At 34.7% G+C, this 24,384-nt stretch carries 18 protein-coding genes, 2 tRNA genes, 3 rRNA genes, 2 pseudogenes and 1 riboswitch; of the genes and pseudogenes, 6 read left to right on the top strand and 19 right to left on the bottom strand.

The window, feature by feature from the left end; translation table 11 throughout:
- Positions 1–18: 18 nt before the first annotated feature.
- A riboswitch (TPP riboswitch) is annotated at positions 19–123 on the bottom strand.
- A gap of 21 nt (positions 124–144) precedes the next feature.
- Positions 145–906: a 3'-5' exonuclease gene (locus FBF11_RS02210; protein ID WP_057042354.1), complete on the bottom strand. Its 762-nt coding sequence runs from the start codon at positions 904–906 to the stop codon at positions 145–147.
- Positions 903–1,550, bottom strand: a complete 648-nt coding sequence (gene rpe / locus FBF11_RS02205; RefSeq protein WP_002858571.1) for a ribulose-phosphate 3-epimerase — start codon at positions 1,548–1,550, stop codon at positions 903–905. Before rpe ends, FBF11_RS02210 begins: the two co-directional genes overlap by 4 nt.
- Before the next feature lie 139 nt (positions 1,551–1,689).
- Here rpe and rpmB point away from each other — a divergent pair, with 139 nt between their 5' ends.
- The 3 genes from rpmB to FBF11_RS02190 all read left to right on the top strand — a co-directional run bounded on the left by rpmB (position 1,690) and on the right by FBF11_RS02190 (position 3,391).
- Complete coding sequence (rpmB, locus tag FBF11_RS02200; RefSeq protein WP_002854974.1) at positions 1,690–1,884, top strand: 50S ribosomal protein L28; 195 nt, start codon at positions 1,690–1,692, stop codon at positions 1,882–1,884.
- Between the two features lie 184 nt (positions 1,885–2,068).
- On the top strand, positions 2,069–2,284 hold the full coding sequence (locus tag FBF11_RS02195; RefSeq protein WP_002855201.1) for a YdcH family protein: 216 nt from the start codon (positions 2,069–2,071) through the stop codon (positions 2,282–2,284).
- Positions 2,285–2,293: 9 nt separating this feature from the next.
- The gene (locus FBF11_RS02190; RefSeq protein ID WP_002858516.1) at positions 2,294–3,391 is read left to right on the top strand and encodes a methyl-accepting chemotaxis protein; all 1,098 of its coding nucleotides are present in this window, start codon (positions 2,294–2,296) and stop codon (positions 3,389–3,391) included.
- Positions 3,392–3,422: 31 nt separating this feature from the next.
- Here the strand turns inward: FBF11_RS02190 and FBF11_RS02185 are convergent, their stop codons facing one another.
- The 5 genes and pseudogenes from FBF11_RS02185 to acpP form a co-directional block, all read right to left on the bottom strand.
- A complete protein-coding gene (locus FBF11_RS02185) occupies positions 3,423–4,019 on the bottom strand; it encodes an NUDIX domain-containing protein (RefSeq protein WP_002855131.1) in 597 nt (198 codons plus the stop codon).
- 82 nt (positions 4,020–4,101) lie between these two features.
- A pseudogene (locus tag FBF11_RS08435) lies at positions 4,102–6,186 on the bottom strand (TonB-dependent receptor).
- 142 nt (positions 6,187–6,328) lie between these two features.
- Positions 6,329–7,267: an acetyl-CoA carboxylase carboxyl transferase subunit alpha gene (gene accA, locus FBF11_RS02165; protein WP_002858530.1), complete on the bottom strand. Its 939-nt coding sequence runs from the start codon at positions 7,265–7,267 to the stop codon at positions 6,329–6,331.
- A gap of 1 nt (position 7,268) precedes the next feature.
- Positions 7,269–8,483: a beta-ketoacyl-ACP synthase II gene (locus FBF11_RS02160; RefSeq protein ID WP_002858574.1), complete on the bottom strand. Its 1,215-nt coding sequence runs from the start codon at positions 8,481–8,483 to the stop codon at positions 7,269–7,271.
- A 26-nt stretch (positions 8,484–8,509) separates the two neighbouring features.
- On the bottom strand, positions 8,510–8,743 hold the full coding sequence (gene acpP, locus FBF11_RS02155) for an acyl carrier protein (RefSeq protein WP_002854831.1): 234 nt from the start codon (positions 8,741–8,743) through the stop codon (positions 8,510–8,512).
- A gap of 109 nt (positions 8,744–8,852) precedes the next feature.
- Between acpP and tenA the strand changes: the two genes are divergently transcribed.
- On the top strand, positions 8,853–9,521 hold the full coding sequence (gene tenA, locus FBF11_RS02150) for a thiaminase II (RefSeq protein WP_002864183.1): 669 nt from the start codon (positions 8,853–8,855) through the stop codon (positions 9,519–9,521).
- A gap of 23 nt (positions 9,522–9,544) precedes the next feature.
- Here the strand turns inward: tenA and sdhE are convergent, their stop codons facing one another.
- From sdhE to gpmI, 7 genes and pseudogenes are all read right to left on the bottom strand, one after another.
- Positions 9,545–10,402 (bottom strand): 8-methylmenaquinol:fumarate reductase membrane anchor subunit, encoded by an 858-nt coding sequence (gene sdhE / locus FBF11_RS02145; protein ID WP_002855106.1) that lies wholly within the window; start codon positions 10,400–10,402, stop codon positions 9,545–9,547.
- Between the two features lie 3 nt (positions 10,403–10,405).
- Positions 10,406–11,371 carry an 8-methylmenaquinol:fumarate reductase iron-sulfur subunit gene (sdhB, locus tag FBF11_RS02140; RefSeq protein WP_002889654.1) on the bottom strand — a complete coding sequence of 322 codons (966 nt, stop codon included), beginning with the start codon at positions 11,369–11,371 and terminating at the stop codon, positions 10,406–10,408.
- Complete coding sequence (sdhA, locus tag FBF11_RS02135; RefSeq protein ID WP_002868200.1) at positions 11,368–13,203, bottom strand: 8-methylmenaquinol:fumarate reductase flavoprotein subunit; 1,836 nt, start codon at positions 13,201–13,203, stop codon at positions 11,368–11,370. Before sdhA ends, sdhB begins: the two co-directional genes overlap by 4 nt.
- A 337-nt stretch (positions 13,204–13,540) precedes the next feature.
- Positions 13,541–13,890: pseudogene (locus FBF11_RS02130) on the bottom strand (pyridoxamine 5'-phosphate oxidase family protein).
- Positions 13,891–13,896: 6 nt separating this feature from the next.
- Positions 13,897–14,640 carry a 3-oxoacyl-ACP reductase FabG gene (gene fabG / locus FBF11_RS02125; RefSeq protein WP_002858551.1) on the bottom strand — a complete coding sequence of 248 codons (744 nt, stop codon included), beginning with the start codon at positions 14,638–14,640 and terminating at the stop codon, positions 13,897–13,899.
- Positions 14,630–14,728: a hypothetical protein gene (locus FBF11_RS08625; protein WP_002869268.1), complete on the bottom strand. Its 99-nt coding sequence runs from the start codon at positions 14,726–14,728 to the stop codon at positions 14,630–14,632. Before FBF11_RS08625 ends, fabG begins: the two co-directional genes overlap by 11 nt.
- Complete coding sequence (gene gpmI / locus FBF11_RS02120; protein WP_002858599.1) at positions 14,712–16,190, bottom strand: 2,3-bisphosphoglycerate-independent phosphoglycerate mutase; 1,479 nt, start codon at positions 16,188–16,190, stop codon at positions 14,712–14,714. Before gpmI ends, FBF11_RS08625 begins: the two co-directional genes overlap by 17 nt.
- A 79-nt stretch (positions 16,191–16,269) precedes the next feature.
- On the opposite strand from gpmI, the gene mraY reads away from it, so the two are divergent.
- The gene (mraY, locus tag FBF11_RS02115) at positions 16,270–17,331 is read left to right on the top strand and encodes a phospho-N-acetylmuramoyl-pentapeptide-transferase (protein ID WP_002858494.1); all 1,062 of its coding nucleotides are present in this window, start codon (positions 16,270–16,272) and stop codon (positions 17,329–17,331) included.
- The gene (gene murD / locus FBF11_RS02110) at positions 17,331–18,539 is read left to right on the top strand and encodes a UDP-N-acetylmuramoyl-L-alanine--D-glutamate ligase (protein WP_002858617.1); all 1,209 of its coding nucleotides are present in this window, start codon (positions 17,331–17,333) and stop codon (positions 18,537–18,539) included. The genes mraY and murD overlap by 1 nt, the downstream gene beginning before the upstream one ends.
- Positions 18,540–18,734: 195 nt before the next feature.
- Here the strand turns inward: murD and rrf are convergent.
- From rrf to FBF11_RS02085, 5 genes are all read right to left on the bottom strand, one after another.
- Positions 18,735–18,851 (bottom strand): 5S ribosomal RNA (gene rrf / locus FBF11_RS02105).
- Positions 18,852–19,105: 254 nt separating this feature from the next.
- A 23S ribosomal RNA gene (locus FBF11_RS02100) occupies positions 19,106–22,012 on the bottom strand.
- A 534-nt stretch (positions 22,013–22,546) separates the two neighbouring features.
- Positions 22,547–22,623: transfer RNA gene (locus tag FBF11_RS02095), tRNA-Ile, on the bottom strand.
- A gap of 8 nt (positions 22,624–22,631) precedes the next feature.
- Positions 22,632–22,707: transfer RNA gene (locus FBF11_RS02090), tRNA-Ala, on the bottom strand.
- A gap of 102 nt (positions 22,708–22,809) precedes the next feature.
- Positions 22,810–24,322, bottom strand: a 16S ribosomal RNA gene (locus tag FBF11_RS02085).
- Together the 16S, 23S and 5S rRNA genes with 2 tRNA genes alongside form the textbook arrangement of a ribosomal RNA operon.
- Between the last annotated feature and the right edge of the window lie 62 nt (positions 24,323–24,384).

Genomic DNA, 24,384 nt, shown 5'->3' with positions numbered 1-24,384 from the left:
AGTATAAATTTTTAAAGTATTGAAATTTATAAATCTTCCCGACGCTGGTATTATCCAGATCCGGTTCGGTCTAAGCTTTTAGCTTACTCTCAGCCTGTTACACAAGCTCCCGTCATTTATGTTTTAATTATACACTTTAAATATTTATTTTTGCTTTATACGTGCAGTTTTTGTAAAATTTATAAGTTCTTCTGTAGTTTTTATATGATAAGGAAGTTTTCCAAGGCAATATTTAAAAATTTCAGCAGCTGCCAAAGCATCATCTAAGGCTCTATGATGCATATTTTCCACGCCAAGAAATTCTTTCAAAACCTCTAGTTTATATTTTGGACTTTCTATACAACATTGTGCAAATTCTATAGTGCAAATACGACGATTAAGCAAAATGCCAAAACCACACTCATTTAAAGCCTTAGAAATAAAACTATAATCAAAACGCACATTATGCGCTACAAAAATACTGTCTTTTAAAAAAAGCCTAAAATCACTTAAAACCTTTGCTAAACTTGGAGCATTTTCCACCATCTCATAAGTAATACCCGTAAGTTCAGTTATATTTTTTGGAATTTCTTTTACTTTAACAAAACTTTGAAAGCGTCCAATTTCTTTAGAATTTTGAATTTTTACCGCTCCAATTTCTAAAATTTCCCCCTTGCTCACCCCACCAGTACTTTCTATATCCACTATGCAAAAAATTTCATCTTTAATTTTTATTGTGCGTGTTTTAAGAGTAAAAATATTATCTTTATTTAAAGTTAAACCTAACCCCAAAAGCTCAAAAGTTTCTAAATCTAAATCAAAATTTTTTAATTCTTCAACTTTGGCAAACTCTTGCATCACCCAATCATAAGGCTTGCTTTGCTTATTTAATATAGAAATAATCTGATCAATTTGCTGTAAACTCAAAATTCAAGCTTTAAAGATGAAATTGCAGTTTTATAATCATTGGAAGAAAAAATATAACTTCCAGCCACCAAAATATCAGCTCCAGATTCTTCTAAATCACTAGCATTTAAACCATTAACACCACCATCAACCTCTATAAAAACTTTAGCATTTTTTTTATCAATCATTTGGCGCAATTCTTTGATTTTTTCATGTATCAAAGGTAAAAATTTTTGCCCACCAAATCCAGGATTAACACTCATTAAAAGCACCATATCTACAAATTCTAGCATGTGTTTAATAGAATCAATAGGAGTATGTGGATTTAAAACAATAGCAGGATGGATTCCTTGACTTCTTATATATTCACAAAGCCTTATAGGATGAACTTCGCTTTCCATATGAAAAGAGATAAATTTCGGTTTTAAAGAGATAAAAAGATCTACAAATTTACTTACATCTTTAACCATTAAATGCACATCTAATGGCAACTTACTAATAGTTGAAATTTTTTCGATCACGCAAGGTCCGAAAGTCAAATTTGGAACAAAGTGTCCATCCATTACATCAATGTGTAAAAGATCCGCACCTGCAGCTTCAATAGCTTTAACTTCTTCTTCTAATTTCAAAAAATTTGCAGACAATAAACTTGGAGCTACATACATGATCAAAACCTTAAACTATATATAAATGTGATAAATAATATTTTATCGACTTATATATTAAAAAAACTATAAATTATGGAATATTTTAAGCTTAATTTTGATAAAATCTCCATTTAAAAATTTTCATAAGGACAAAAAAATGGCAAGAGTATGTCAAATCACAGGCAAGGGTCCAATGGTGGGTAATAATGTCAGCCATGCTAACAATAAAACAAAAAGACGCTTTTTACCTAATCTCAGAACAGTTCGTGTAACTTTAGAAGATGGCACCACGAGAAAAATGAGAATTGCAGCTTCTACTCTAAGAACTCTAAAAAAACAAAATTCTAAATAATTTTGAGGATTTATTCCTCAATTTTAAAATTTCCAATTTAAAAATAAACTTTAACAAATCACTTATATAACACACATTTAAAAATTATTATTAATTTTATTATTTTTTAAGCTAAAAATATCTTTTAATAGTGTAAAATACCTTGTTAAATGAATTTTAAATTTCACTAATACAAGGAGAGTTTATGCTACATGAATATAGAGAATTAATGTCAGAGCTAAAAGGTAAAGATGCTCATTTTGATAAACTATTTGATCGTCATAATGAACTTGATGACATGATTAAAGATGCAGAAGAAGGTAGAACTTCTCTTAGCAGCATGGAAATTTCAACTTTAAAAAAAGAAAAGCTTCATGTAAAAGATGAACTTAGCCAATATCTAGCAAATTATAAAAAATAAGGCAAAACAATGTTTGGAAGTAAAATAAACCATTCTGATCTTCAAAAACTTGAAGAAGAAAATAAAAATCTTACACATAAAATTGAAAAATTTCAATCGGAAAATTTAGAATTAAAAAATAAAATTACATCATTAGAACAAGCGGCTTTAGAGTCTAAACTTAAAACAGATCTTTTAAATGTTTTATTAACTGGGGTTTTAAAAAATATTACTATTATTCAAGGCGATATGTTAGAAAATGTAAATAAGGCAGAAGTTATCTCTAGCTATTCTAAAACTTCTCTTGCTGAAATGGATGAACTTAACCATATTGCTAATTCTATCAATGCCTCTTTGGGAAATATTACAGAATCAGCCAATAAAACAAGAGATGTTGCAGGAACATTGCATAGAAGTGTAGATGAAATTACTAATGTAATTAATCTAATTAAAGATGTTTCCGATCAAACCAATCTTTTAGCTCTTAACGCTGCCATAGAAGCTGCACGCGCAGGTGAACATGGGCGTGGTTTTGCTGTTGTTGCCGATGAAGTAAGAAAACTAGCTGAAAAAACACAAAAAGCAACCACAGAAGTTGAAATGAACATCAACCTTCTAAAGCAAAATGCAAATGAAATGTATACTCAAAGTGAGCAAGTTGAAAAAATTTCTATAGATTCTAATGCTCATATTATGAGTTTTTCCGAAAAATTTACTCACTTAGTAAATGAAGCGCATTCTACTAATTCAAATGCAGTTGGTATCGCTTCAGAAGCTTTCGTATCTTTAGCAAAACTAGATCATATAGCTTTTAAATTAAATGGTTATAAAGAAATTTTTTCCAAATCAGGAAAGCAATTAGCCGATCATACATCTTGTCGCTTAGGAAAATGGCTTGCTAGCACAGGAAAAGAAAGATTTGGGCAAAATAAAAGCTTCTTAAAAATTAACGAGCCACATGAAAAAGTTCATGAAAATATGAATAATGCTATAACAATAGCAAATACAGAAGATATTAGCAAAGATATTACTCAACACAGCATAATTAATAAATGCGAAGTTGCTGAAAATGCATCGCTTGATCTTTTCAATGTATTTAAAGAAATGCTTGATGAGTCAGATCATTAAAATCCTAGGTTGAACCTTTTTAAGGTTTAACCTAAATAATCTTTAATTTTCCCCACTTTTCCTTTAAAAACCACATATAAGCAAAATCAAGCAAAGGCGTTCTTATCATATTTTTACATTTTTTTTCAAAATCCTGCACCTTAACATAAACAGCTTCAATCTCTTCATCATCAACTCCACCTCCAGAAGAAATTTTATCTTTTTCATCAACTTCTACGAAATAAAAGCTTTGCTTGCTTACACCTGAACCAAACCCTGTATAAAAATCTCCTATTTTTTCTAAATTTTTAGGAGCATATCCTAGTTCTTCTATACATTCTTCTTTTGCTATTTCCTCTAAAGATAATTTTTTATCCACAAGCCCAGAACAAAGCTCTATAGTATAGCCCATATCATCATCTTTTACATAATCTTTATCATGCATTTGATGATACCAAAGTGGTATACGAAATTGGCGTACAAAAATAAAACTTTCTAATTCTTTATGATACAAAAGCACTGAAACACTATCTTTAGATTCTATAAAATCCCAAGTGCAAAGCCTACCATTACTTTCATAAGCAAATCTCTTAGGCTTAATATAATTTGATTTTTCAAAAGAAAGTTCTTTTAAATTTTTAAACGCCATAATAAAACCTTTTATTTATTTTTCACATTGTACTTTATTTTTGCTTTTTTGAAAATATAAAGGTGATTAAAGCCTTAAAAAATTAAAAATCATATTTATAACTTAACCAAAAACTTCTTCCTTCTGTATAATCTTGATAGCGATTTGCATATCCAGCAGGATTAGCCCCATCCCATCTTGTAACTTGCGGATCAAAGAAATTTTTATCAAAAAGATTTTGCACTGCAAAACTTAAGCTAGATTGCTTATTGATTTTATAATTTATCCCTAAATCTACTATATAAAAAGGCTTATATTTTTGCCATGGCAAACTACCATTACCACCAACTCTTGCTTTAGCTATAGTATCGAGTCTTGCTCGTGTTTTTATATAGGAATTAAATTTACCTCGCTCATAGTTTAATTTTAACATTGCTATATGCCTTGGTAAATTTTCTATTCTATCACCACCAAACCAATTTTTTTGACTATCTTTATAGCGATTATCCATAAAAGTATAACTTGAATTTAGGCTAAAACCATTGTAAGTTTTGGTATTAAATGCAAATTCTATACCTTTAGTCTGTGTTTTTCCAAGATTAATAGGACGCTTACAAACAGTGCCATTGCTACAATTAATACCATTTTGCATACCTGTTAAATATTCACTACTGATTTGATTTGTAAAATCAGTAATAAATCCTGTGATAGAATAATGTGCAAAATCAAATACCCTAAAATCAGCACCCAATTCATAATTTATACTTTCTTCTGGTTTTAAGTCAGGGTTTCCAAAAAGAGCATTGCCATTGGCATAATTATAATATCCATTTGTCAACTGCTTGGCAGAAGGAGTTTTATAGCCTTTTGAAACACCTCCTTTAAAGGCTATATTATCATTTAAGTGATAAACCAAATAAATCCTAGGGGTAAATTCAGAATCAAACAAATTGCTATAAATATAACGCAAACCTGTAGTAAAAATCAAATCATCGGTTATAAAATACTCATTTTCCCCATAAAGCGCAACCATGGTTTGATCAAGATTTTTACCTCTTATTTAACTACCTGCGCTTGCTTGATCATTTTTTAACATCTCATAATCAATCCTTGCACCAAAGGTATTTACTAAATTACCGTATTGACCTAAATTCCAAGGTAAAACAACCTTACCTTCTCCTACCCAAATTTGACTATGTAATTCCTTATCCTTAGTGCTACCATATTGTAAATATGAGTTAGTTGAACCAAAATCATAGTTACCATCATGATTTAAAACAATATTATCCTTAAAAAGTTGTTTTTCACTTTTAATAGCCCTACTACTTATAGAATTCACTGAAATTTCATTAATATATCGCTCTATATCAAAATATATATTATTTTTATCATCTACTGTCCAATTAAGCCTAGAACCAAAACCTAAGCTAGTAAAAGCACCTGGACTATGAATAGCAATTTGGTAATTATCAGGTCTTTGTTGGTAATTATCAGGTTTTTGATTGTTATTATTCCAAACCGGTGTAGGCCATTTTAAATCAGAAGCTGCCTTATCATAATACTTCAACCTTGCAGAAATTGATAATGTATCTTCAATCAAAGGAGTTGCTACATAAGCATTAAAACCGCCCGCATTGCCATAGTGATTAGAGTGCTGTTGCAAAAGAGTATTAAATTCTATATTTGCTTCGATTTTATCAGGATTTTTCTTGGTGATAATATTTATCACACCGCCTACAGCATCACTGCCATAAAGTGTAGAAGCTGGACCACGTATAACCTCGATACGCTCTATCATAGATAAAGGCGGCAGATATCCTGACTCACTGCCTTTAAAAACATTAGTATAAAACCCATTTGCAACACTTTGACGTTTTCCATCAATTAAAACTAGAGTATAAGAACTACCAAAACCTCGTATGCTAAAATCATAAGTGCCTGTTTTATCCATAGTCACATCTACACCTGGAATATCTCCTATAGCCTCCCCTATATCCTTAATTGGCTTTTTTTCAAGCTCTTCTTTTGTAATGATAGAAATACTAGCAGGCGCATCAACCAAATCTTGTTCAAAACCACTAGCGCTAACCACAACATCATTAAGTTGATATGTTTCTTCTGCTTTTAACAAAGCTCCAGATAAAATTAAAAAACACAGTAAACTTTTTTTAAATTTCATATTTTTGATTTGAGTCAAATTAATTCCTTTAAAAAAAATTATTTTGATATTTAAAATCATTTTTGGAGTATAAAAAAAGAATACTTTTAATTAACTTAATTTTGATAACAATTATAAATAATAAAATTATTTAAAAAAGCGAAGTAAAAGCCTAAGCCTCTTGATAGGCTCCAAGCTTTAAAATTTTCTGCATACGATTTGCAGAAAGTTCTCGTACATCAATATTTTCAAGTTCATTTAGGGATTTTTTTACATAATCAGCAATAGCTACTGCTGCAGCTTCTTTATTGCGATGTGCACCATTTGTAGGTTCGTCTATCACATCATCAATTAAACCTTGAGATTTTAAATCATCAGCTGTTACTTTCATAGCTTTGGTTGCAGCTTCACTTTTTGCAGGATCATTCCAAAGTATTGCAGCGCAACCTTCAGGAGAAATTACTGAAAAAACAGAATTTTTCATCATTGCAAGTTTATCTGCAACCCCTATAGCTAACGCCCCGCCACTACCGCCTTCTCCGATAACTATAGCAATGGTCGGTATTTTCAAATCACTTAATTCATATAAATTTCTAGCGATAGCTTCACTTTGTCCTCTTTCTTCAGCACCTATTCCAGGATAAGCACCTGGAGTATCTATCAAAAATAAAATAGGAATTTGAAATTTCTCTGCAAGTCCTGCTACTCTTAAGGCTTTGCGATATCCTTCAGGATGTGGCATCCCAAAATTTCTAGCGATTTTATCTTTTGTTCCACGTCCTTTTTGCTCACCAATTACAATTATTTTTTTCTCTCCTAAATAACCCATAAAACAAACAATAGCAGGATCATCTCTAAAGGCACGATCACCATGTATTTCGTGAGCGTCATTTAAAATAAGTTCAATATAGTCAAGAGCATAAGGGCGATCTGGATGACGCGCTAATTGCAAACGCTGAAAATCACTTAAATTCTTATAAGTTTTAGAAATTTCTTTTTCAAGATTTTTCTTTAAAATTGATACAGCTTCAGTATCTCCTTTAATCTGAGCATTGATAATGTCCTCGTCAATTTGCTGAATATTTTTTTCAAAATCTAAATAAGAAGCCATATTAATCTACTTTTTTAAATACAACACAGCCATTTGTGCCACCAAAACCAAAAGAATTACTCATCACCACTTTTAAATCTACTTTTCTTGATATATTTGGAATATAATCAAGATCACATTCATCATCTTTTACAAGCTGATTGATTGTAGGTGGAACTACCCCATCTCTTAAAACCATAACACTAACAACTGCTTCAATTGCACCTGCAGCACCCAAGCAATGACCTGTTTGTCCTTTGGTGGAACTTATAAGCGGGATATTATTGCCAAAAAGCTCTTTAATTGCTGCTGTTTCATTTTTGTCATTTACAGGGGTTGAAGTTCCATGTGCATTGATATAATCTACCTTTGGATTCCCTGCCATATTTAAAGCTTTTTTCATAGCCCTTAAAGGCCCATCTAAAGTTGGTGAAGTAATATGATGCGCATCTGCACTTTCTCCAAATCCAATTAATTCAGCATAAATCGTAGCACCGCGTTTTTTAGCCTCTTCATATTCCTCAAAAACTAAAGCTCCAGCACCTTCTCCCATGACAAAACCATCTCTTTCTTTGTCAAATGGTCTTGAAGCATGCTGTGGATCTTCATTTCTAGTTGATAAAGCTTTCATTGAAGCAAAACCACCTATACCCACAGGACAAATCGCAGCTTCTGCACCTATGACTAACATCTTTTTAGCATTTCCCAAAGCTATACTTTTATAAGCTTCTCCTATAGCATGAGTTCCTGCTGCACAAGCTGTAACACAAGAAATATTTGGCCCTTTAAGTCCATGCTCTATAGAAATCAAACCTCCTAACATATTTACAAGTGCTGAAGGTATGAAAAAAGGGGAAATTTTACGCGGACCTCGCTCGGAACAAATAATGGAATTTTTTTCTATGTTAGGCAAACCTCCAATACCAGAAGCCGAAACAATGCCAAATTCTTCTTTATCTAATTCTTCACTAAATCCAGCATCCTGCATTGCTTCTCTTGCTGCTTTAATTCCAAGTTGTATGAAACGGTCAATTTTTTTTACTTCTTTGCCATCAACAACCTCTAATGGATCAAAATTTTTAACTTCAGCTGCAATTTGAACAGGAAAGTCCGTAGCATCAAAAAGAGTAATTTTATTTACTCCGCTTTCTCCATTGCAAATTGCTTTAAATGAACTTTCTTTATCTAAACCAAGGGCATTGATCATACCAATACCTGTAACTACAACTCTTTTCAAGAATAAGCTCCTTGCAAGAAAAAAAATTATTTTTTTAGATTGTCAATATAATTTACAACATCTTCAATTTTAATTAATTTTTCAGCATCACTATCTGGAATTTCTACTTCAAATTTTTCTTCTAAAGCCATAATAAGCTCTACAACATCTAAAGAATCAGCACCTAAATCTTCAATAATTTTTGATTCCATTTTAACTGCATCTGCATCAATACTTAATTGCTCTACTACTACTGCTTTTACATCATCAAATGTTGCCATTTGTTCTCCTTTAAAAAATTAAAATAAAGCGTATTTTACTATAAAAAGCTTAAAATATTTATAGTTTTTCATTATACTTGAAAATAAAATATTAAAACATAAAGGAAAAATGATGCTTTTCTCTAATTTAATCAAAGAAAATCAAAAAATTTGGAATGCTTATCTACATCATGATTTTGTTAAAAAATTGGAAGATAAAAGCCTAAAGCAAGAAAATTTTCTTTTTTATCTCAAGCAAGATTATATTTATTTGCTTAATTACGCAAAATGTTATGCAAGATTAGCACTTAACTCAAATACTGCAAAAGAACTTCGTTTTGCTATGAAATTTCAAAATTATATAGTTGAAGGAGAAATGGAACTTCATCGTGCAATTTTATCTCTTGGCATTAATGCAGATGAACTCGATATAAAAGATGAAAGTTTAGTCAATATAGCCTATTCGCGTTATATGTTAAGCGTAGGTGAAAATGGAGATTTTTTAGATATGTTAGTTGCTCTTAGTGCTTGCGCTATAGGCTATGCAAAAATAGGTGCTGAAATTATAAATCGTTTAAAAAATGAAAATTTAAAAGATCATCCTTACAAGGAATGGATTTTGACCTATGGAAGTGAAAATTTTCAAAATGAAGCTAAAGAATTTGAAGATTTTGTTAATTCTTATACTTCAAGTGTTGGTGCACAAAAATTCCAAAAACTCAGCGAAATTTTTCATACTGTAACACGCTTAGAAGTGGCTTTTTGGGAGCATTCTTTAAGAATGGAATTAAATCTTTAAACATGGGCTTTTTGCCCATGTTTTTATGCAATTTTACTTGCATCAATAATATTATAATCTAAACCAACCATTTCTTTAGAAAGTCCTAATGCAAGTCCTACTAATTGTGATAAATGAATAATAGGCAATCTTGCTTTAGAATTAGTATAATCTTGAAATCTTTCTTGATAGATATCAAGCTGCATTTGACAAAGTGGACAAGGTGTTACAACACAATCAGCTTGATTTTCACTTGCATTATTGACAATTTGACTAGACATTTTTTTCACAGATTTTTCTGCAGGATAAGAAGCATGAAAACCACAACAATCAAGGCGTTTTTCAAAAGGAACTATTTTAGCCCCTAAAACTTCTACTACACTTTCAAAACTTTTTGGATTGGTTGAACTTTCTTTTTTACCGAAAGCATCTTCAGGTCTTAAACTATGGCAACCATAAAATAAAGCTACTTTTAAATTTGAAAGCGGCTTTTTCACCTTGCTTTTTAAATTATCCAAATCCTCATAAAGCTCCCACAAAAGACTTGTAATAGGCGTTGAACCTTGATATTTCATTCCACCTTGTGCTAAAAAAATATTGATGCGTTCTTTTGCACCCTTATCAAGAGTATTTTTTGCTTTAGTTAAAGTTAGCATACAAGTACTACAAGTTGTAAGCATTGGCATTTTCATCTCTTCTGCTAAAGCAATATTTCTTGCATTAGCTACCAAAGTCGCAATAGGATCAACACACTGCGCTTGAGAAGCCCCACAACAACTCCACCCCTTAATTTCATTCAACTTCCAACCCAAAATAGGTGCAATAGCTTCAAGTGAAATTTTAGATTCTTTTGCAGCTTGAGATAAAACACAACCTGGAAAAAAAGCGTACTCTTTTTGCATATTTTACTCCTTAACAGCAGCTTCTTGTGCCGCCTTTATCATTTTAACCAAATCTTTATACCCTTCTATTTCACCCTCGCCAAAAACATGCATAGGATTCATTTTTCCTGCACGCATAAGTTTAAAAGCTATATCTGTTTTACCCATAGAACCTATAACACCCTCAGAACGCAAAGCAAGATAAATTTCATTCAAGCGTCCTGAACCTTCAACTAAATCTTTATAAAAAGCTTCAGCATGATCAGGCCCTAAGCCTTCATTTAAACCTTTTTTAATCGCCATCACTCTTAAATTTGCTATATCACTTACTGAACTTATACCCTTTGGACAACGATCAGCGCACTCTTGACAATGAACACAAAGCCAAAGTCCATTCATTACGCTGGGTTTTACATGCAACATAGGATCCTTACCTCGAGAGTCCGCCGCTGCACGCCAAGCATGAGTAAAAACAAAAGGTTGCATATAATCGCTACTATCTGCTTCTAATTTATTACACTCTGAAGCACAGCTACCACATAAAATACAATCCCATTGCTTGCTAATACGATCAAATTCTTCTTGACTTTGTTTACAGCCCTTTTCCGCTGAAAATTCATTTTTTGCCACCATGGCAGGACGAATTTTTCTTAAATTTTCTATAGAAGGTTCCCAATCCACAATTAAATCAGAAATTACTCTAAAATTTCCAAGCGGAGAAATGCGTATACTTGAAGGATTATCATATTCTTTTAACAAATCTTGCATTTTAGTATCACAAGCAAGATAAGAATGCCCATTCACACGAACTGCACAAGCCCCACAAATTGCAGATTGACAAGAGGCGGTAAAATTTAAAGTAATATCTTTTGTTTTTTTGATAAAAAGCAAAAGAGAGAGCAGAGTTTTCCCTTGTATATCCTTATCATCAATATCATAACTTTGTTCATATTTTTCCTTGCCATTAAAACGATCTATGATAATTTTCATTGTACTCTCCTTCCATCAAGTGAAAACTCAGTTACCACGACATCTTTATAACTAAGTTTTAATTCATCATTTTCTAAATTTACAATGCTATGTTTTAAGAAATTTTTATCATCTCGCTTTGGATAATCTTCTCTAGTATGAGCCCCACGGCTTTCAAGTCTATTTCTAGCTGCTAAACAAGCACAGCGAGAAAGTAAAATCAAATTACCAAGCTCTACATAATCTGTAAAAGCAGTATTCATCACTTCATTAGGATTTGGAATACGAATTTTTTCATATCTCGCTTGTATATCTTCTAATTTTTTTGCTAGAAGATCGAGTTTTTCTTGAGTTCTAAAAATCCCCATATTATCCCAATTTTGACTTCCTAGCTCTTCTCGCAATTCATACATTTCTTGACCATTTCCGCCATTATTTGTAATTTCTTTAAATCTAACCTGCCATTTTTGAGCAAGTTCATGAGTTTTTGCCCCTTTTCCAAAACTTGCATCTTTAGCATAATTTGTCGCACCAATGCCTGCTAAATGCCCTGTTACAACTGCATCGGCTAAAGAATTTCCCCCTAGTCTATTAGCTCCATGTATAGAAATGCAAGAAGCTTCTCCACCTACATAAATTCCAGCAATTTTAGTACTCATATCTTCAAATTTAGCCACTTCAATTCCACCCATAGAATAATGCGCCGTTGGACGGATAGGTACAGGAGTATCTACTAAATCAATATTTTCAAAAAGCATTGCAGTGTGACGAATTTTTGGTAAATCTTTTAAAATTTTTTCTTTTCCTAAGTGGCGTACATCGCACAAAACATAAGCTCCAAGTCCCTCGCCATAACCTCTACCTTCACGAATTTCTGTTTCTATAGCACGCGCAACCACATCTCGCGGTGCAAGCTCCATTTTTTCATGGTAATTTTTCATAAAACGCTCACCACGATTATTTAAAAGATATCCCCCTTCACCGCGCGCCGCTTCTGTAATAAGAGTTCCACCATTTGCAACTCCTGTTGGGTGAAATTGTATCATCTCAGGATCTTCAAAACCAAGTCCTGCTCTAAGAGCAGCTGCCACACCATCTCCTGTGGCAATAAAAGGAGTTGAAGTTCTATTATAAAATATCCTTGTGTATCCCCCTGTAGCAATCACCAAAGCTTTGCATAACACAGGATAAATTCCACCGCTTTGTATATCTCTTAAAACGACACCCTCGCATTTTCCATCCACAACACCTATATCCAAAAGTTCATGATCCATTAAAAATTTCACACCACTACTAATAGCATCATCTAAACAAGAATGCATTAAAATATGACCTGTTTTATCTGCAGAATAGTTACAGCGTTTCTTAGAAGCTCCTCCCATTAAACGCTGAGCTACTCCACCTTGCTCATTTCTTGAAAACAAGGTTCCTATAAAATCCATATTAAAAATAGCCTTTCCAGCTAATTCGCAAAATTTTAAAGCCGCGTCTTGATCTACCAAATAAGCTCCGCCTTTAATAGTATCATAAGCATGTAATTTATAGGAATCTCCATTAGAAAAATCAGTAACTCCATTAATTCCACCCTCTGCCATACAAGTTGCGTTACGCGATGGCATCATCTTTGTAGCTACTACAACGCTTAATTTTGGATTTTCTTTTCTCACTGCGGCTGCAGCACACAAACCTGCTCCACCTGATCCAATTACCAAAACATCGCAAGAAGGTAAATTTATATCTTTATCCATCTTAGATGAATCATCTAAAGCATAAACTCCACTTGAACTTGCAGCTAAAGCTCCTACACTAATACAGGCTGTTTTTATAAAATCTCTTCTAGAAAATTCACCCATATCATTCTCCTTATTTAAAAAAATTAATAATAATTTTTAATGTAAGTCAATCTTACATAACCGCATGCCAAAAATCCAAAAACAAACTCTCCTTTCAATATAAAATGGATTAAAAACAAATTTATAATTTAGTAAATATAAAAAAGCATAAGATAAGTAATCAAAGAAGATAGATGAATATAATAAAATAAATATTAAAAAATTTTTGCAATATATCATAATCTATTCCTTGCAAATTAAACGGAATGATTATACCTTAAAAAAATAACAAAAAGTTAATATTAATTAAGATAATATTTATCTTAATTAATATATAGTTAATAAAATTATCAAATCATTAAGCCTTAAAAAGCTTAAATTCTCCATTCATAAATTGCATTCTAGCGCTTAAATGATCAAGATAAAAAACTTCAAATTTTGGATTTTGCGGAGTTTCATAAAGATTTACAAGATAAGGATATTTTTTAAACATCATTTTTTTAACTTCTAAATTTGGTTCAAAAACCGCATTAGCTCTAAGTCTTAAAAAAGTCCTTTTGTATTTGCTGTGCAAAAATAAATTTTATCTCCCACAAGCAATGGACTTTGTATAGGACGCACTCTAGGATTTCCACAAGTTCCTAAAGTGGCTAAAAATGCTGGTGCATTATCATCTAAAAATTGTGCTATTTCTTTTAAATCCATCATTTTTCCTTACATATATAAACCACCATTGATCTTAAGCACATCGCCTGTCACATAAGAGGCATAATCACTAAGTAAAAACGCTACACAATTAGCTACTTCTTCAGGCTCTGCAAAGCGTTTTAAAGGGATATTATCTTGATAGGTTTGTTTGATTTCATTGCTTAAAACTTCAGTCATATCGCTTTTTATAAAACCTGGAGTTACGCAATTAAAGCGTAAATTTCTACTTGCTCCTTCTTTAGCAAAAGATTTAGTCATAGCTATCATTCCACCCTTACTAGCAGAATAATTTACTTGCCCAGCATTGCCCATTTCTCCGACAATAGAAGCGATATTTACAACAGCACCAAAGCGTTTTTTACTCATGGTTTTTAAAGCTTCTCTACAACCTAAAAAAGCTGAGCTTAAATTCGTATCCACAACGCCACTAAAGTCCTCTAATTTCATTCTTAAAGCAAGTTTATCATTTGTAACGCCTGCGTTATTTACAAGATAACTTAACTCTCCATCACTCTCAACTATAGTTTTTACGCCGTTTTCAAACTCATCTTCTTTGCTTGCATCAAATTTAATCACAGCAGCAACACCACCACTTGCAATAATTTCATCTTTTAAAGCATCTGCAAGTTCAGGTTTTGAACGATAATTGATCCAAACTTTAAGCCCAAAACCTGCCAAAGTTTTTGCGATAGAAGCACCTATTCCCTTACTTGCTCCAGTAATTAAAACATTTTTTCCACTAAATTTCATTATCTATCCTTAATAAGTTTAATTTTAAAAATTGCAATCTTAACAAATTTCTTATAAAAAAGGCAAACAAACTAAAATAAAGCCTCATTCATTTCTTTTGGAATTTCTAAGTCTAAAATTTTAAGCACGCTTGCAGCTATATTACTCAGCCCCATATTATCTTTAATCTTTGAAACTCCCCTTGCTTGCACAAAAACAAAAACATCAAAAGTGGTGTGATTGGTAAGCAAATTTCCTTTTTCATCTTGCATAGCCTCGCAATTTCCATGATCACTTGTAATGATAAAAGCATAATCATGCTTTTTTGCACATTCTAAAATCTCGCCTAAACAAGTATCCACCGCTTCAACAGCCTTTATAGTAGCATTAAAATCACCTGTATGTCCAACCATATCTCCATTTGCAAAATTTACCACTATAAAATCCTCACCCTTTTCTATGCCTTTTTTCACTGCATCACACACTTCAAAAGCACTCATTTGGGGTTTTTCATCATAAGTTTTTACCTTGGGGCTTGGGATTAAAACCCTTGTTTCATTTTCTAAAAGCTCTTCTTTTCCGCCATTAAAAAAGAAAGTTACATGGGCGTATTTTTCGGTTTCTGCGGTATGAAGCTGACTAAGCCCTGCTTTAGAAATCACTTGCGCTAAAGTATTTTCAATTTTTTCTTTTTCAAAAAGCACAGGGAGTTTAAATTTATCATCATAAACACTCATAGTAAGTAAATTTTCAAAGATTTTTTCGCGTTCAAACTCTTTAAAATCCTTAGAATTTAACACTTCAACAAGTTGTTTCATTCTATCATTTCTAAAGTTGATAAAGATAATGCCATCTTCTTCTCTCATGCCCTTGTAATTCTCATTTTGAGCTGCTTTGATAAACTCATCAGTAACATTTTCATCGTAAGATTTTTGTAGGTATTCTAATAAATTTGGCACTTTATAAGCCTTACCTAACAAGCACTCATAATACTCTTTTACCCTATCCCAACGCTTATCTCTATCCATAGCATAAAAACGCCCACAAAGCGTAGCAAAATGCACGCCTAAGTTTTCACAAAATTCTTTTAAATCTTTTATGAAATTTAAGCCACTTTTTGGACTTACATCACGCCCATCAGTGATTGCGTGAGCAAAAACTTCATTGCCATTTTTCGCACAAATTTCAAGCATGGCTTTAAAATGCGTATCCATAGAATGTACCCCGCCATCACTATAAAGCCCTATAATATGCACTCTTTTACATTTTGCTAAAAGTTTTTTTAAATTCTCATTTTTTTCAAGTTCTTTGTTTTCAATGGCTTTATTAATACGCACTAAATTTTGATAAATAATACGCCCACTTCCTATACACATATGCCCTACTTCACTATTTCCCATCTGCCCTTCTGGCAAACCTACAGCTAAACCACTCGTTTTTAGTAAAGAATTTGGGACTTCCTTAAAAAGCTTTTCATAACTTGGTTTTTTAGCTGCTTCAAAAGCATTAAACTTACTATTCTTATTATACCCTATTCCATCTGTAATAATTAAAACGCATTTTTGCTTCATTTTTCTCTCTTTTATAAGAATTTTTTTGGTTAGATTTTACTAAAATTAAACTTTTAAAAACCAAAAAGAAGGCTAGGTTTTGTATTATCTTTCAGATTTAAGTCATTATGCTTTTTTTACTTATATTAGTGTGCGTGCAGGATTTGCATTTTTTATCGCTTTATGTTTGTCTTTATTTTTAATGCCTAAATTTATTACTTGGGCAAAAGCTAAAAATGCTAGTCAACCTATTTACGAATACGCCCCAGAAACTCATAAAACCAAATGCCATACTCCAACCATGGGTGGGCTTATTTTCATCAGTTCTGCAGTAATCGCAAGTTTATTTTGTATCAAATTTGATAATATTTTTGCTATAAGTGCTTTACTTTGTTTGATACTTTTTTGTTTGATAGGACTCATAGATGATTTAGGCAAAGTTCTAAAAAAAGATAATCATTCAGGACTTAGTCCAAGAATGAAGCTTTTAGCACAAATCATCGCTGGACTTATCTGCATCTTACCTTTATATTTTAGTTCAGAGCTTAGCACGGAACTTTTTATACCTTTTTATAAACACCCTCTTTTTGATATGGAAATTTTTGCCATTGCTTTTTGGATTTTGGTTTTAATTTCTAGCTCTAATGCTGTAAATTTAACCGATGGACTTGATGGCTTAGCTACAGTTCCAGGCATTTTTTCTTTATCTACTTTAGGGATATTCTTATATTTGAGTGGAAATTTAAATTATAGTGAATATCTACTTTTGCCAAAAATTCAAGGACTTGGTGAAGTAGTGATTATTTGTGCAGCGCTAATTGGTGCTTTAATGGGATTTTTATGGTACAACTGTTATCCTGCACAAGTTTTTATGGGAGATAGTGGAAGTTTAGCTTTAGGTGGCTTTATAGGATTTTTAGCCGTTATTAGCAAAAATGAAATTTTACTTTTACTCATAGGTTTTGTTTTTGTTCTTGAAACTGTTTCTGTAATTTTACAAGTTGGAAGTTTTAAAATTTTTAATAAAAGAGTATTTAAAATGGCGCCTATTCATCATCATTTTGAAAAAGTTGGCTGGGTGGAAAATAAAATTATAGTGCGTTTTTGGATGATAGCCTTACTTTCAAATTTGCTTGCACTTGCATCAATAAAGCTAAGATAATGAAAATTTCACTTTTTGGATACGGAAAAACCACACGTGCTATTGCTGAAAATTTAGTAGATAAATTTGGACCTTTTGATATTTATGATGATCATTTTACAGAAACAAAAAAAGATACACTAGGAAATTTACTTTTAAATCCTAATGATTTTGATGATAATTTAAGCGATATTGAAATTCCTAGTCCAGGTTTTCCACCAAAGCACAAACTCATTCAAAAAGCAAAAAATTTACAAAGCGAATATGACTTTTTTTATGATATCATGCCAAAATCCGTTTGGATAAGCGGAACCAATGGCAAAACCACCACCACACAAATGGCTACACATTTATTATCACACATTGGTGCTGTTATGGGTGGAAATGTTGGAACTCCTTTAGCAGAGCTTAATCCTTATGCAAAACTTTGGATACTTGAAACTTCATCTTTTACCCTACACTACACTCATAAAGCTAAACCTGAAATTTATGCACTTTTACCTATAAGTCCTGATCATCTTTCTTGGCATGGAAGTTTTGATAATTATGTTCAAGATAAGCTAAGCGTTTTAAAAAGAATGAATGAATGTGATGTAGTAATACTGCCTAAAATTTATGCAAATACTCCAACAAAAGCTCATAAAATAAGCTATGAAGATGAAAAAGATCTAGCTGTTAAATTTGGCATTGATACGGAAAAAATTTCCTTTAAAAGTCCTTTTTTACTCGATGCTATCATGGCTTTAGCTATAGAAAAAATTTTACTTGATACTTTAAGCTATAAGCTTTTAAATAGCTTTGTAATGGAAAAAAATAAACTCGAAGAGCTTAAAGACAGTCAAAATAGGCTTTGGGTAAATGACACTAAAGCTACAAATGAAAGTGCTGTAATGGCTGCACTTAGTCGCTATAAAGATAAAAAAATCCATCTTATCATAGGGGGAGATGATAAGGGTGTAGATCTTAGCAATTTATTTGATTTTATGAAAGGATTTGATATAGAACTCTATGCTATAGGTATTAGTACCGAAAAAATGCTTGATTATGCAAAAAAAGCGAATTTGAAAGCCTATAAATGCGAAGTTTTATCTAAAGCTGTAAATGAAATTTCAAATCACTTAAGAGTCAATGAAGTAGCTCTTTTAAGTCCCGCTTGTGCAAGTTTAGATCAGTTCAACTCTTACGCAGAGCGTGGAAAAGTCTTTAAAGAATGTGTGAATAAAATTTAATTTATTTTACTTTTCATAGAAAATTTTAAATTTTATCCTTCTAGTATTTTCAAACCCCTAAAAACACCCTATTCTCTCTAAAAACCCTAACCAGCAGCAAACTCTTTTTTAAACACGATTCTAAGTATCATCTAAAACAACAATAAAAATAAACATAGGATTTATATATAAAGTAAGTAATGAAGACATTTAACAAGTCCGCAATGAGCTACTTTCCCCCTGCCAGTAAGGCGTAGTATCATCACCCACGATGTGCTTAGCTTCTTGGTTCGGGATGGAGCAAGGCGTTTCCACATCTGTATAATCACGGACATTGTTATTTAAATATTCTTTGAAAAATTGAATTTAAGAATAAAACTTAATCTTTTATTCCTTTACTTTTTTCTTTATTCTCTTTCTTCTTTTCTTATCTTTTATCTTTGATAAGTTTTTATATAGAATACTTAAAAAACAATGTTAAGAGCAAGTTCTAATACAAACTCTACTTGAAAGATTTCTATTAAACTCTAAATATTATCTATATTCAAAGTCTTCTAAAAACCTTAACAAGGAAGTGATGCTTTATTAAAGATAAGCCAAACGCTCTATTAGTACTGGTCAGCTAAAGGACTTTCATCCATTACACACCCAGCCTATCAAACTAGTAGTCTTCTAGAGAGCTTAGAGAAGATTCATCTTAGAGTTGGCTTCACGCTTAGATGCTTTCAGCGTTTATCCTTTCCAAACTTAGCTACGCTGCGATGCTCTTGGCAGAACAACAGCTACACCAGTGGTTTGTTCAACCCGGTCCTCTCGTACTAGGGTCAAATCTCTTCAATCTTCTTACGCCCACGGCAGATAGGGACCGAACTGTCTCACGACGTTCTGAACCCAGCTCGCGTACCGCTTTAAATGGCGAACAGCCATACCCTTGGGACCTGCTCCAGCCCCAGGATGCGATGAGCCGACATCGAGGTGCCAAACCTCCCCGTCGATGTGAGCTCTTGGGGGAGATCAGCCTGTTATCCCCGGGGTACCTTTTATCCTTTGAGCGATGGCCCTTCCACACAGAACCACCGGATCACTAAGACCGACTTTCGTCTCTGCTTGACTTGTATGTCTTGCAGTTAAGCTGGCTTATACCTTTATACTCTACGAACGATTTCCAACCGTTCTGAGCCAACCTTTGTAAGCCTCCGTTATTATTTGGGAGGCGACCGCCCCAGTCAAACTACCCACCAGACATTGTCCCACTTGAGGATAACTCAAGCTGGTTAGCTACCCAAATAAGAAAGAGTGGTATCTCAACAATGGCTCATATACAACTGGCGTCATATACTCAAAGCCTCCCACCTATCCTGCACATTCTTATCCAAGTAGCAGTGTCAAGCTGTAGTAAAGGTCCACGGGGTCTTTCCGTCTTGCCGCGGGTAGGAGGAATTTTCACCTCCACTACAATTTCACTGGATCCCTCTTTGAGACAGCTCCCATCTCGTTACGCCATTCATGCAGGTCGGTATTTAACCGACAAGGAATTTCGCTACCTTAGGACCGTTATAGTTACGGCCGCCGTTTACTCGGGCTTCGATCAAGAGCTTCGCTAATGCTAACCCCATCAATTAACCTTCGAGCACCGGGCAGGCGTCACACCCTATACATCCTCTTACGAGTTAGCAGAGTGCTGTGTTTTTGGTAAACAGTCGGGAGGGACTCTTTGTTGTAAGTTTCCTTGCTTTCGGAGTAAATCCTAATACAAAGCTAACCACACCTTATACCGAAGATACGGTGCTATTTTGCAGAGTTCCTTAAAGAGAGTTCTTCCACGCGCCTTAGAATACTCATCCCACCCACCTGTGTCGGTTTACGGTACGGGCAACATTAGCTAAACTTAGAAACTTTTCTTGGCTCGACGGCATCAGGGGTTCTTCTATCCATCCGAAGACTTCAAAAAGCCTTTCAGTTCTCGGAGTATTGTTATACGGATTTGCCTGTATAACCTCCTACGACCTTAGACTAGCACTTCCATCCGCTAGCCCCCTTAGCCCTAAGCGTCCTTCCATCGCACACTAATGTTGGTATTGGAATATTAACCAATTTGCCATCGTCTACCCCTTTCGGACTCGACTTAGGACCCGACTAACCCTACGATGACGAGCATCGCGTAGGAAACCTTGGGTTTACGGCGTTAATGATTCTCACATTAATTATCGCTACTCATGCCTGCATGCTCACTTCTATTCGCTCCAGCACTCCTTACCGGTATACCTTCGACGCAAATAGAACGCTCTCCTACCACTTAGTAAACTAAGTCTACAGCTTCGGTACTTACTTTAGCCCCGTTATATTTTCCGCGCAAAATCACTAGACCAGTGAGCTATTACGCTTTCTTTAAAGGATGGCTGCTTCTAAGCCAACCTCCTGGTTGTTTAAGTAACTTCACATCGTTTTCCACTTAAGTAAGATTTAGGGACCTTAGCTGGTAGTCTGGGTTGTTTCCCTCTTGACGACGGATTTTATCACTCGCCGCCTGACTGCTGTGATTACATATAAGGTATTCGGAGTTTGATAGGGTTTGGTACATTGGTGTATGCCCTAGCCCATTCAGTGCTCTACCCCCTTATATTACGACACAACGCTATACCTAAATATATTTCGGAGAGAACCAGCTATCACGAAGTTTGATTGGCCTTTCACCCCTATCCACAAGTCATCCCGGGGCTTTTCAACGCCTATGGGTTCAGTCCTCCACTAGTTCTTACACTAGCTTCAACTTGCTCATGGATAGATCACTTCGTTTCGGGTCTGCAGCATCTGACTAAGCGCCCTATTCAGACTCGCTTTCGCTACGGCTTCGCGTTTGCTTAACCTTGCCAGACACCACAACTCGCAGGCTCATTATGCAAAAGGCAGTCCATCACCCTGTATTGCTACATAGGGCTCTGAATGATTGTAAGCAAATGGTTTCAGGTTCTATTTCACTCTGATCACCTCAGTTCTTTTCACCTTTCCCTCACGGTACTTGTGCACTATCGATCTGGTATTAGTATTTAGGGTTGGATCGTGGTCGACCCGGATTCAGACAGGATTCCTCGTGTCCCGCCCTACTCAGGATACTGCTAGCTAAGGTTTGTTTTTCGCATACGGGACTATCACCCTCTATGGTTATACTTTCCAGAATGTTCTGCTAAACTTACCTCTTGCACATTGCAGTCCTACAACCCCCAGTGCAAGCACTGGGTTTGCCCTCTTGCGCTTTCGCTCGCCGCTACTGACGCAATCTCTATTGATTTCTTTTCCTGAGGGTACTAAGATGTTTCAATTCCCCTCGTTCGCTCCTATATAGGTAATGTATATCTCTATACATTGGGTTGCCCCATTCGGAAATCTACGGATCAAAGCTTCTTGACAGCTCCCCGTAGCTTATCGCAGTCTAGTACGTCCTTCATCGCCTTTACCAGTCAAGGCATCCACCATTCGCTCTTAGTAGCTTACCTTTTTTACCTTTTATTATTGATTCTAAAACGCATCACTTCCTTGTTAAAGTTTTTATGATAAGACTTCTTTATCTTAAGACGGAAAGCATTCAAACACTTAATATAAAACTAAATGATTTAGTCTCAACTAAGCTGTGAGTTTGAAACTTGTCTTTAATTTATAATCCTTAAATCTAATATTCTCTTTATTCATAGAAATAAAGACAGCTAAAAGTTAAGTTAAACTAAAGAAAAGATAAATAGGTTTTATCCTTTAACAAGTCCTGTAAAATTGTTTTTATTAAAACTTGCTTGTGACTCTTAACAATGATAATTAAAAAGAACATTTAGGTTTAAAACCTAAAGGAAGTATATATATTAACATAATCATTATAAATATAAATGCATAATGTATATGCTACTTATATCTATTAAAGTATATTCTTTTATAGTTAAAGATAAAAATAAATCTAAGTATAGAGTTTATATTTTATATTTAATCTATTTTATATACTTGCTTTAGATTTTAAAGCTTCTTTATTCAAATCTTTTTTATGGTGGGCCTAACAAGACTTGAACTTGTGACCTCACCCTTATCAGGGGTGCACTCTAACCAGCTGAGCTATAGGCCCTTAATAAATGGTGGAGAATAGCGGGATCGAACCGCTGACCTCCTGCGTGCAAAGCAGGCGCTCTCCCAGCTGAGCTAATTCCCCATAAACAATTAGCTTTATCATCAATCTTTGAAATCTAAACAAGAATCAATTGAGTTTATATATTGAAGTAATAGTTGTGAGACTTATTACTTTGTACTCTAGAAAGGAGGTGATCCAACCGCAGGTTCTCCTACGGTTACCTTGTTACGACTTCACCCCAGTCGCTGATTCCACTGTGGACGGTAACTAGTTTAGTATTCCGGCTTCGAGTGAAATCAACTCCCATGGTGTGACGGGCGGTGAGTACAAGACCCGGGAACGTATTCACCGTAGCATGGCTGATCTACGATTACTAGCGATTCCGGCTTCATGCTCTCGAGTTGCAGAGAACAATCCGAACTGGGACATATTTTATAGATTTGCTCCACCTCGCGGTATTGCGTCTCATTGTATATGCCATTGTAGCACGTGTGTCGCCCTGGGCATAAGGGCCATGATGACTTGACGTCGTCCACACCTTCCTCCTCCTTACGAAGGCAGTCTATTTAGAGTGCTCGGCCGAACCGTTAGCAACTAAATACGTGGGTTGCGCTCGTTGCGGGACTTAACCCAACATCTCACGACACGAGCTGACGACAGCCGTGCAGCACCTGTCTCTAAGTTCTAGCAAGCTAGCACCCTCTTATCTCTAAAAGGTTCTTAGGATATCAAGCCCAGGTAAGGTTCTTCGCGTATCTTCGAATTAAACCACATGCTCCACCGCTTGTGCGGGTCCCCGTCTATTCCTTTGAGTTTTAATCTTGCGACCGTACTCCCCAGGCGGTACACTTAATGCGTTAGCTGCATTACTGAGATGACTAGCACCCCAACAACTAGTGTACATCGTTTAGGGCGTGGACTACCAGGGTATCTAATCCTGTTTGCTCCCCACGCTTTCGCGCCTTAGCGTCAGTTGAGTTCCAGCAGATCGCCTTCGCAATGGGTATTCTTGGTGATATCTACGGATTTTACCCCTACACCACCAATTCCATCTGCCTCTCCCTCACTCTAGACTATCAGTTTCCCAAGCAGTTTAATGGTTAAGCCATTAGATTTCACAAGAGACTTGATAATCCGCCTACGCGCCCTTTACGCCCAGTGATTCCGAGTAACGCTTGCACCCTCCGTATTACCGCGGCTGCTGGCACGGAGTTAGCCGGTGCTTATTCCTTAGGTACCGTCAGAATTCTTCCCTAAGAAAAGGAGTTTACGCTCCGAAAAGTGTCATCCTCCACGCGGCGTTGCTGCGTCAGGGTTTCCCCCATTGCGCAATATTCCCTACTGCTGCCTCCCGTAGGAGTCTGGACCGTGTCTCAGTTCCAGTGTGACTGATCATCCTCTCAGACCAGTTAAGCGTCATAGCCTTGGTAAGCCATTACCTTACCAACTAGCTGATACTATATAGTCTCATCCTACACCGAAAAACTTTCCCTACTCAACTTGTGTTAAGCAGGAGTATAGAGTATTAGCAGTCGTTTCCAACTGTTGTCCTCTTGTGTAGGGCAGATTAACTATACCTTACTCACCCGTGCGCCACTAATCCACTTCTAGCAAGCTAGAAGCTTCATCGTTCGACTTGCATGTATTAGGCACGCCGCCAGCGTTCACTCTGAGCCAGGATCAAACTCTCCATAAAAAATTATAGATAGTTTAATCTTTTTCTTCAAAGAAAAAGTTATGAAAGATTAAAAGAAAAGT

The organism is Campylobacter sp. CFSAN093224, from assembly GCF_012897395.1.
Classification (GTDB): Bacteria; Campylobacterota; Campylobacteria; order Campylobacterales; family Campylobacteraceae; genus Campylobacter_D; species Campylobacter_D jejuni.
This window is presented reverse-complemented; position numbering and strand designations above follow the sequence as displayed.

What these genes read in the sequence shown, in the direction of transcription:
- rpe (WP_002858571.1), bottom strand. Translation starts at nt 1,550, where the DNA reads ATGTATGTAGCTCCAAGTTTATTGTCTGCAAATTTTTTGAAATTAGAA.
- rpmB (WP_002854974.1), top strand. Translation starts at nt 1,690, where the DNA reads ATGGCAAGAGTATGTCAAATCACAGGCAAGGGTCCAATGGTGGGTAAT.
- FBF11_RS02195 (WP_002855201.1), top strand. Translation starts at nt 2,069, where the DNA reads ATGCTACATGAATATAGAGAATTAATGTCAGAGCTAAAAGGTAAAGAT.
- FBF11_RS02190 (WP_002858516.1), top strand. Translation starts at nt 2,294, where the DNA reads ATGTTTGGAAGTAAAATAAACCATTCTGATCTTCAAAAACTTGAAGAA.
- FBF11_RS02185 (WP_002855131.1), bottom strand. Translation starts at nt 4,019, where the DNA reads ATGGCGTTTAAAAATTTAAAAGAACTTTCTTTTGAAAAATCAAATTAT.
- accA (WP_002858530.1), bottom strand. Translation starts at nt 7,267, where the DNA reads ATGGCTTCTTATTTAGATTTTGAAAAAAATATTCAGCAAATTGACGAG.
- acpP (WP_002854831.1), bottom strand. Translation starts at nt 8,743, where the DNA reads ATGGCAACATTTGATGATGTAAAAGCAGTAGTAGTAGAGCAATTAAGT.
- tenA (WP_002864183.1), top strand. Translation starts at nt 8,853, where the DNA reads ATGATGCTTTTCTCTAATTTAATCAAAGAAAATCAAAAAATTTGGAAT.
- sdhE (WP_002855106.1), bottom strand. Translation starts at nt 10,402, where the DNA reads ATGCAAAAAGAGTACGCTTTTTTTCCAGGTTGTGTTTTATCTCAAGCT.
- sdhB (WP_002889654.1), bottom strand. Translation starts at nt 11,371, where the DNA reads ATGAAAATTATCATAGATCGTTTTAATGGCAAGGAAAAATATGAACAA.
- sdhA (WP_002868200.1), bottom strand. Translation starts at nt 13,203, where the DNA reads ATGGGTGAATTTTCTAGAAGAGATTTTATAAAAACAGCCTGTATTAGT.
- fabG (WP_002858551.1), bottom strand. Translation starts at nt 14,640, where the DNA reads ATGAAATTTAGTGGAAAAAATGTTTTAATTACTGGAGCAAGTAAGGGA.
- FBF11_RS08625 (WP_002869268.1), bottom strand. Translation starts at nt 14,728, where the DNA reads ATGAGGCTTTATTTTAGTTTGTTTGCCTTTTTTATAAGAAATTTGTTA.
- gpmI (WP_002858599.1), bottom strand. Translation starts at nt 16,190, where the DNA reads ATGAAGCAAAAATGCGTTTTAATTATTACAGATGGAATAGGGTATAAT.
- murD (WP_002858617.1), top strand. Translation starts at nt 17,331, where the DNA reads ATGAAAATTTCACTTTTTGGATACGGAAAAACCACACGTGCTATTGCT.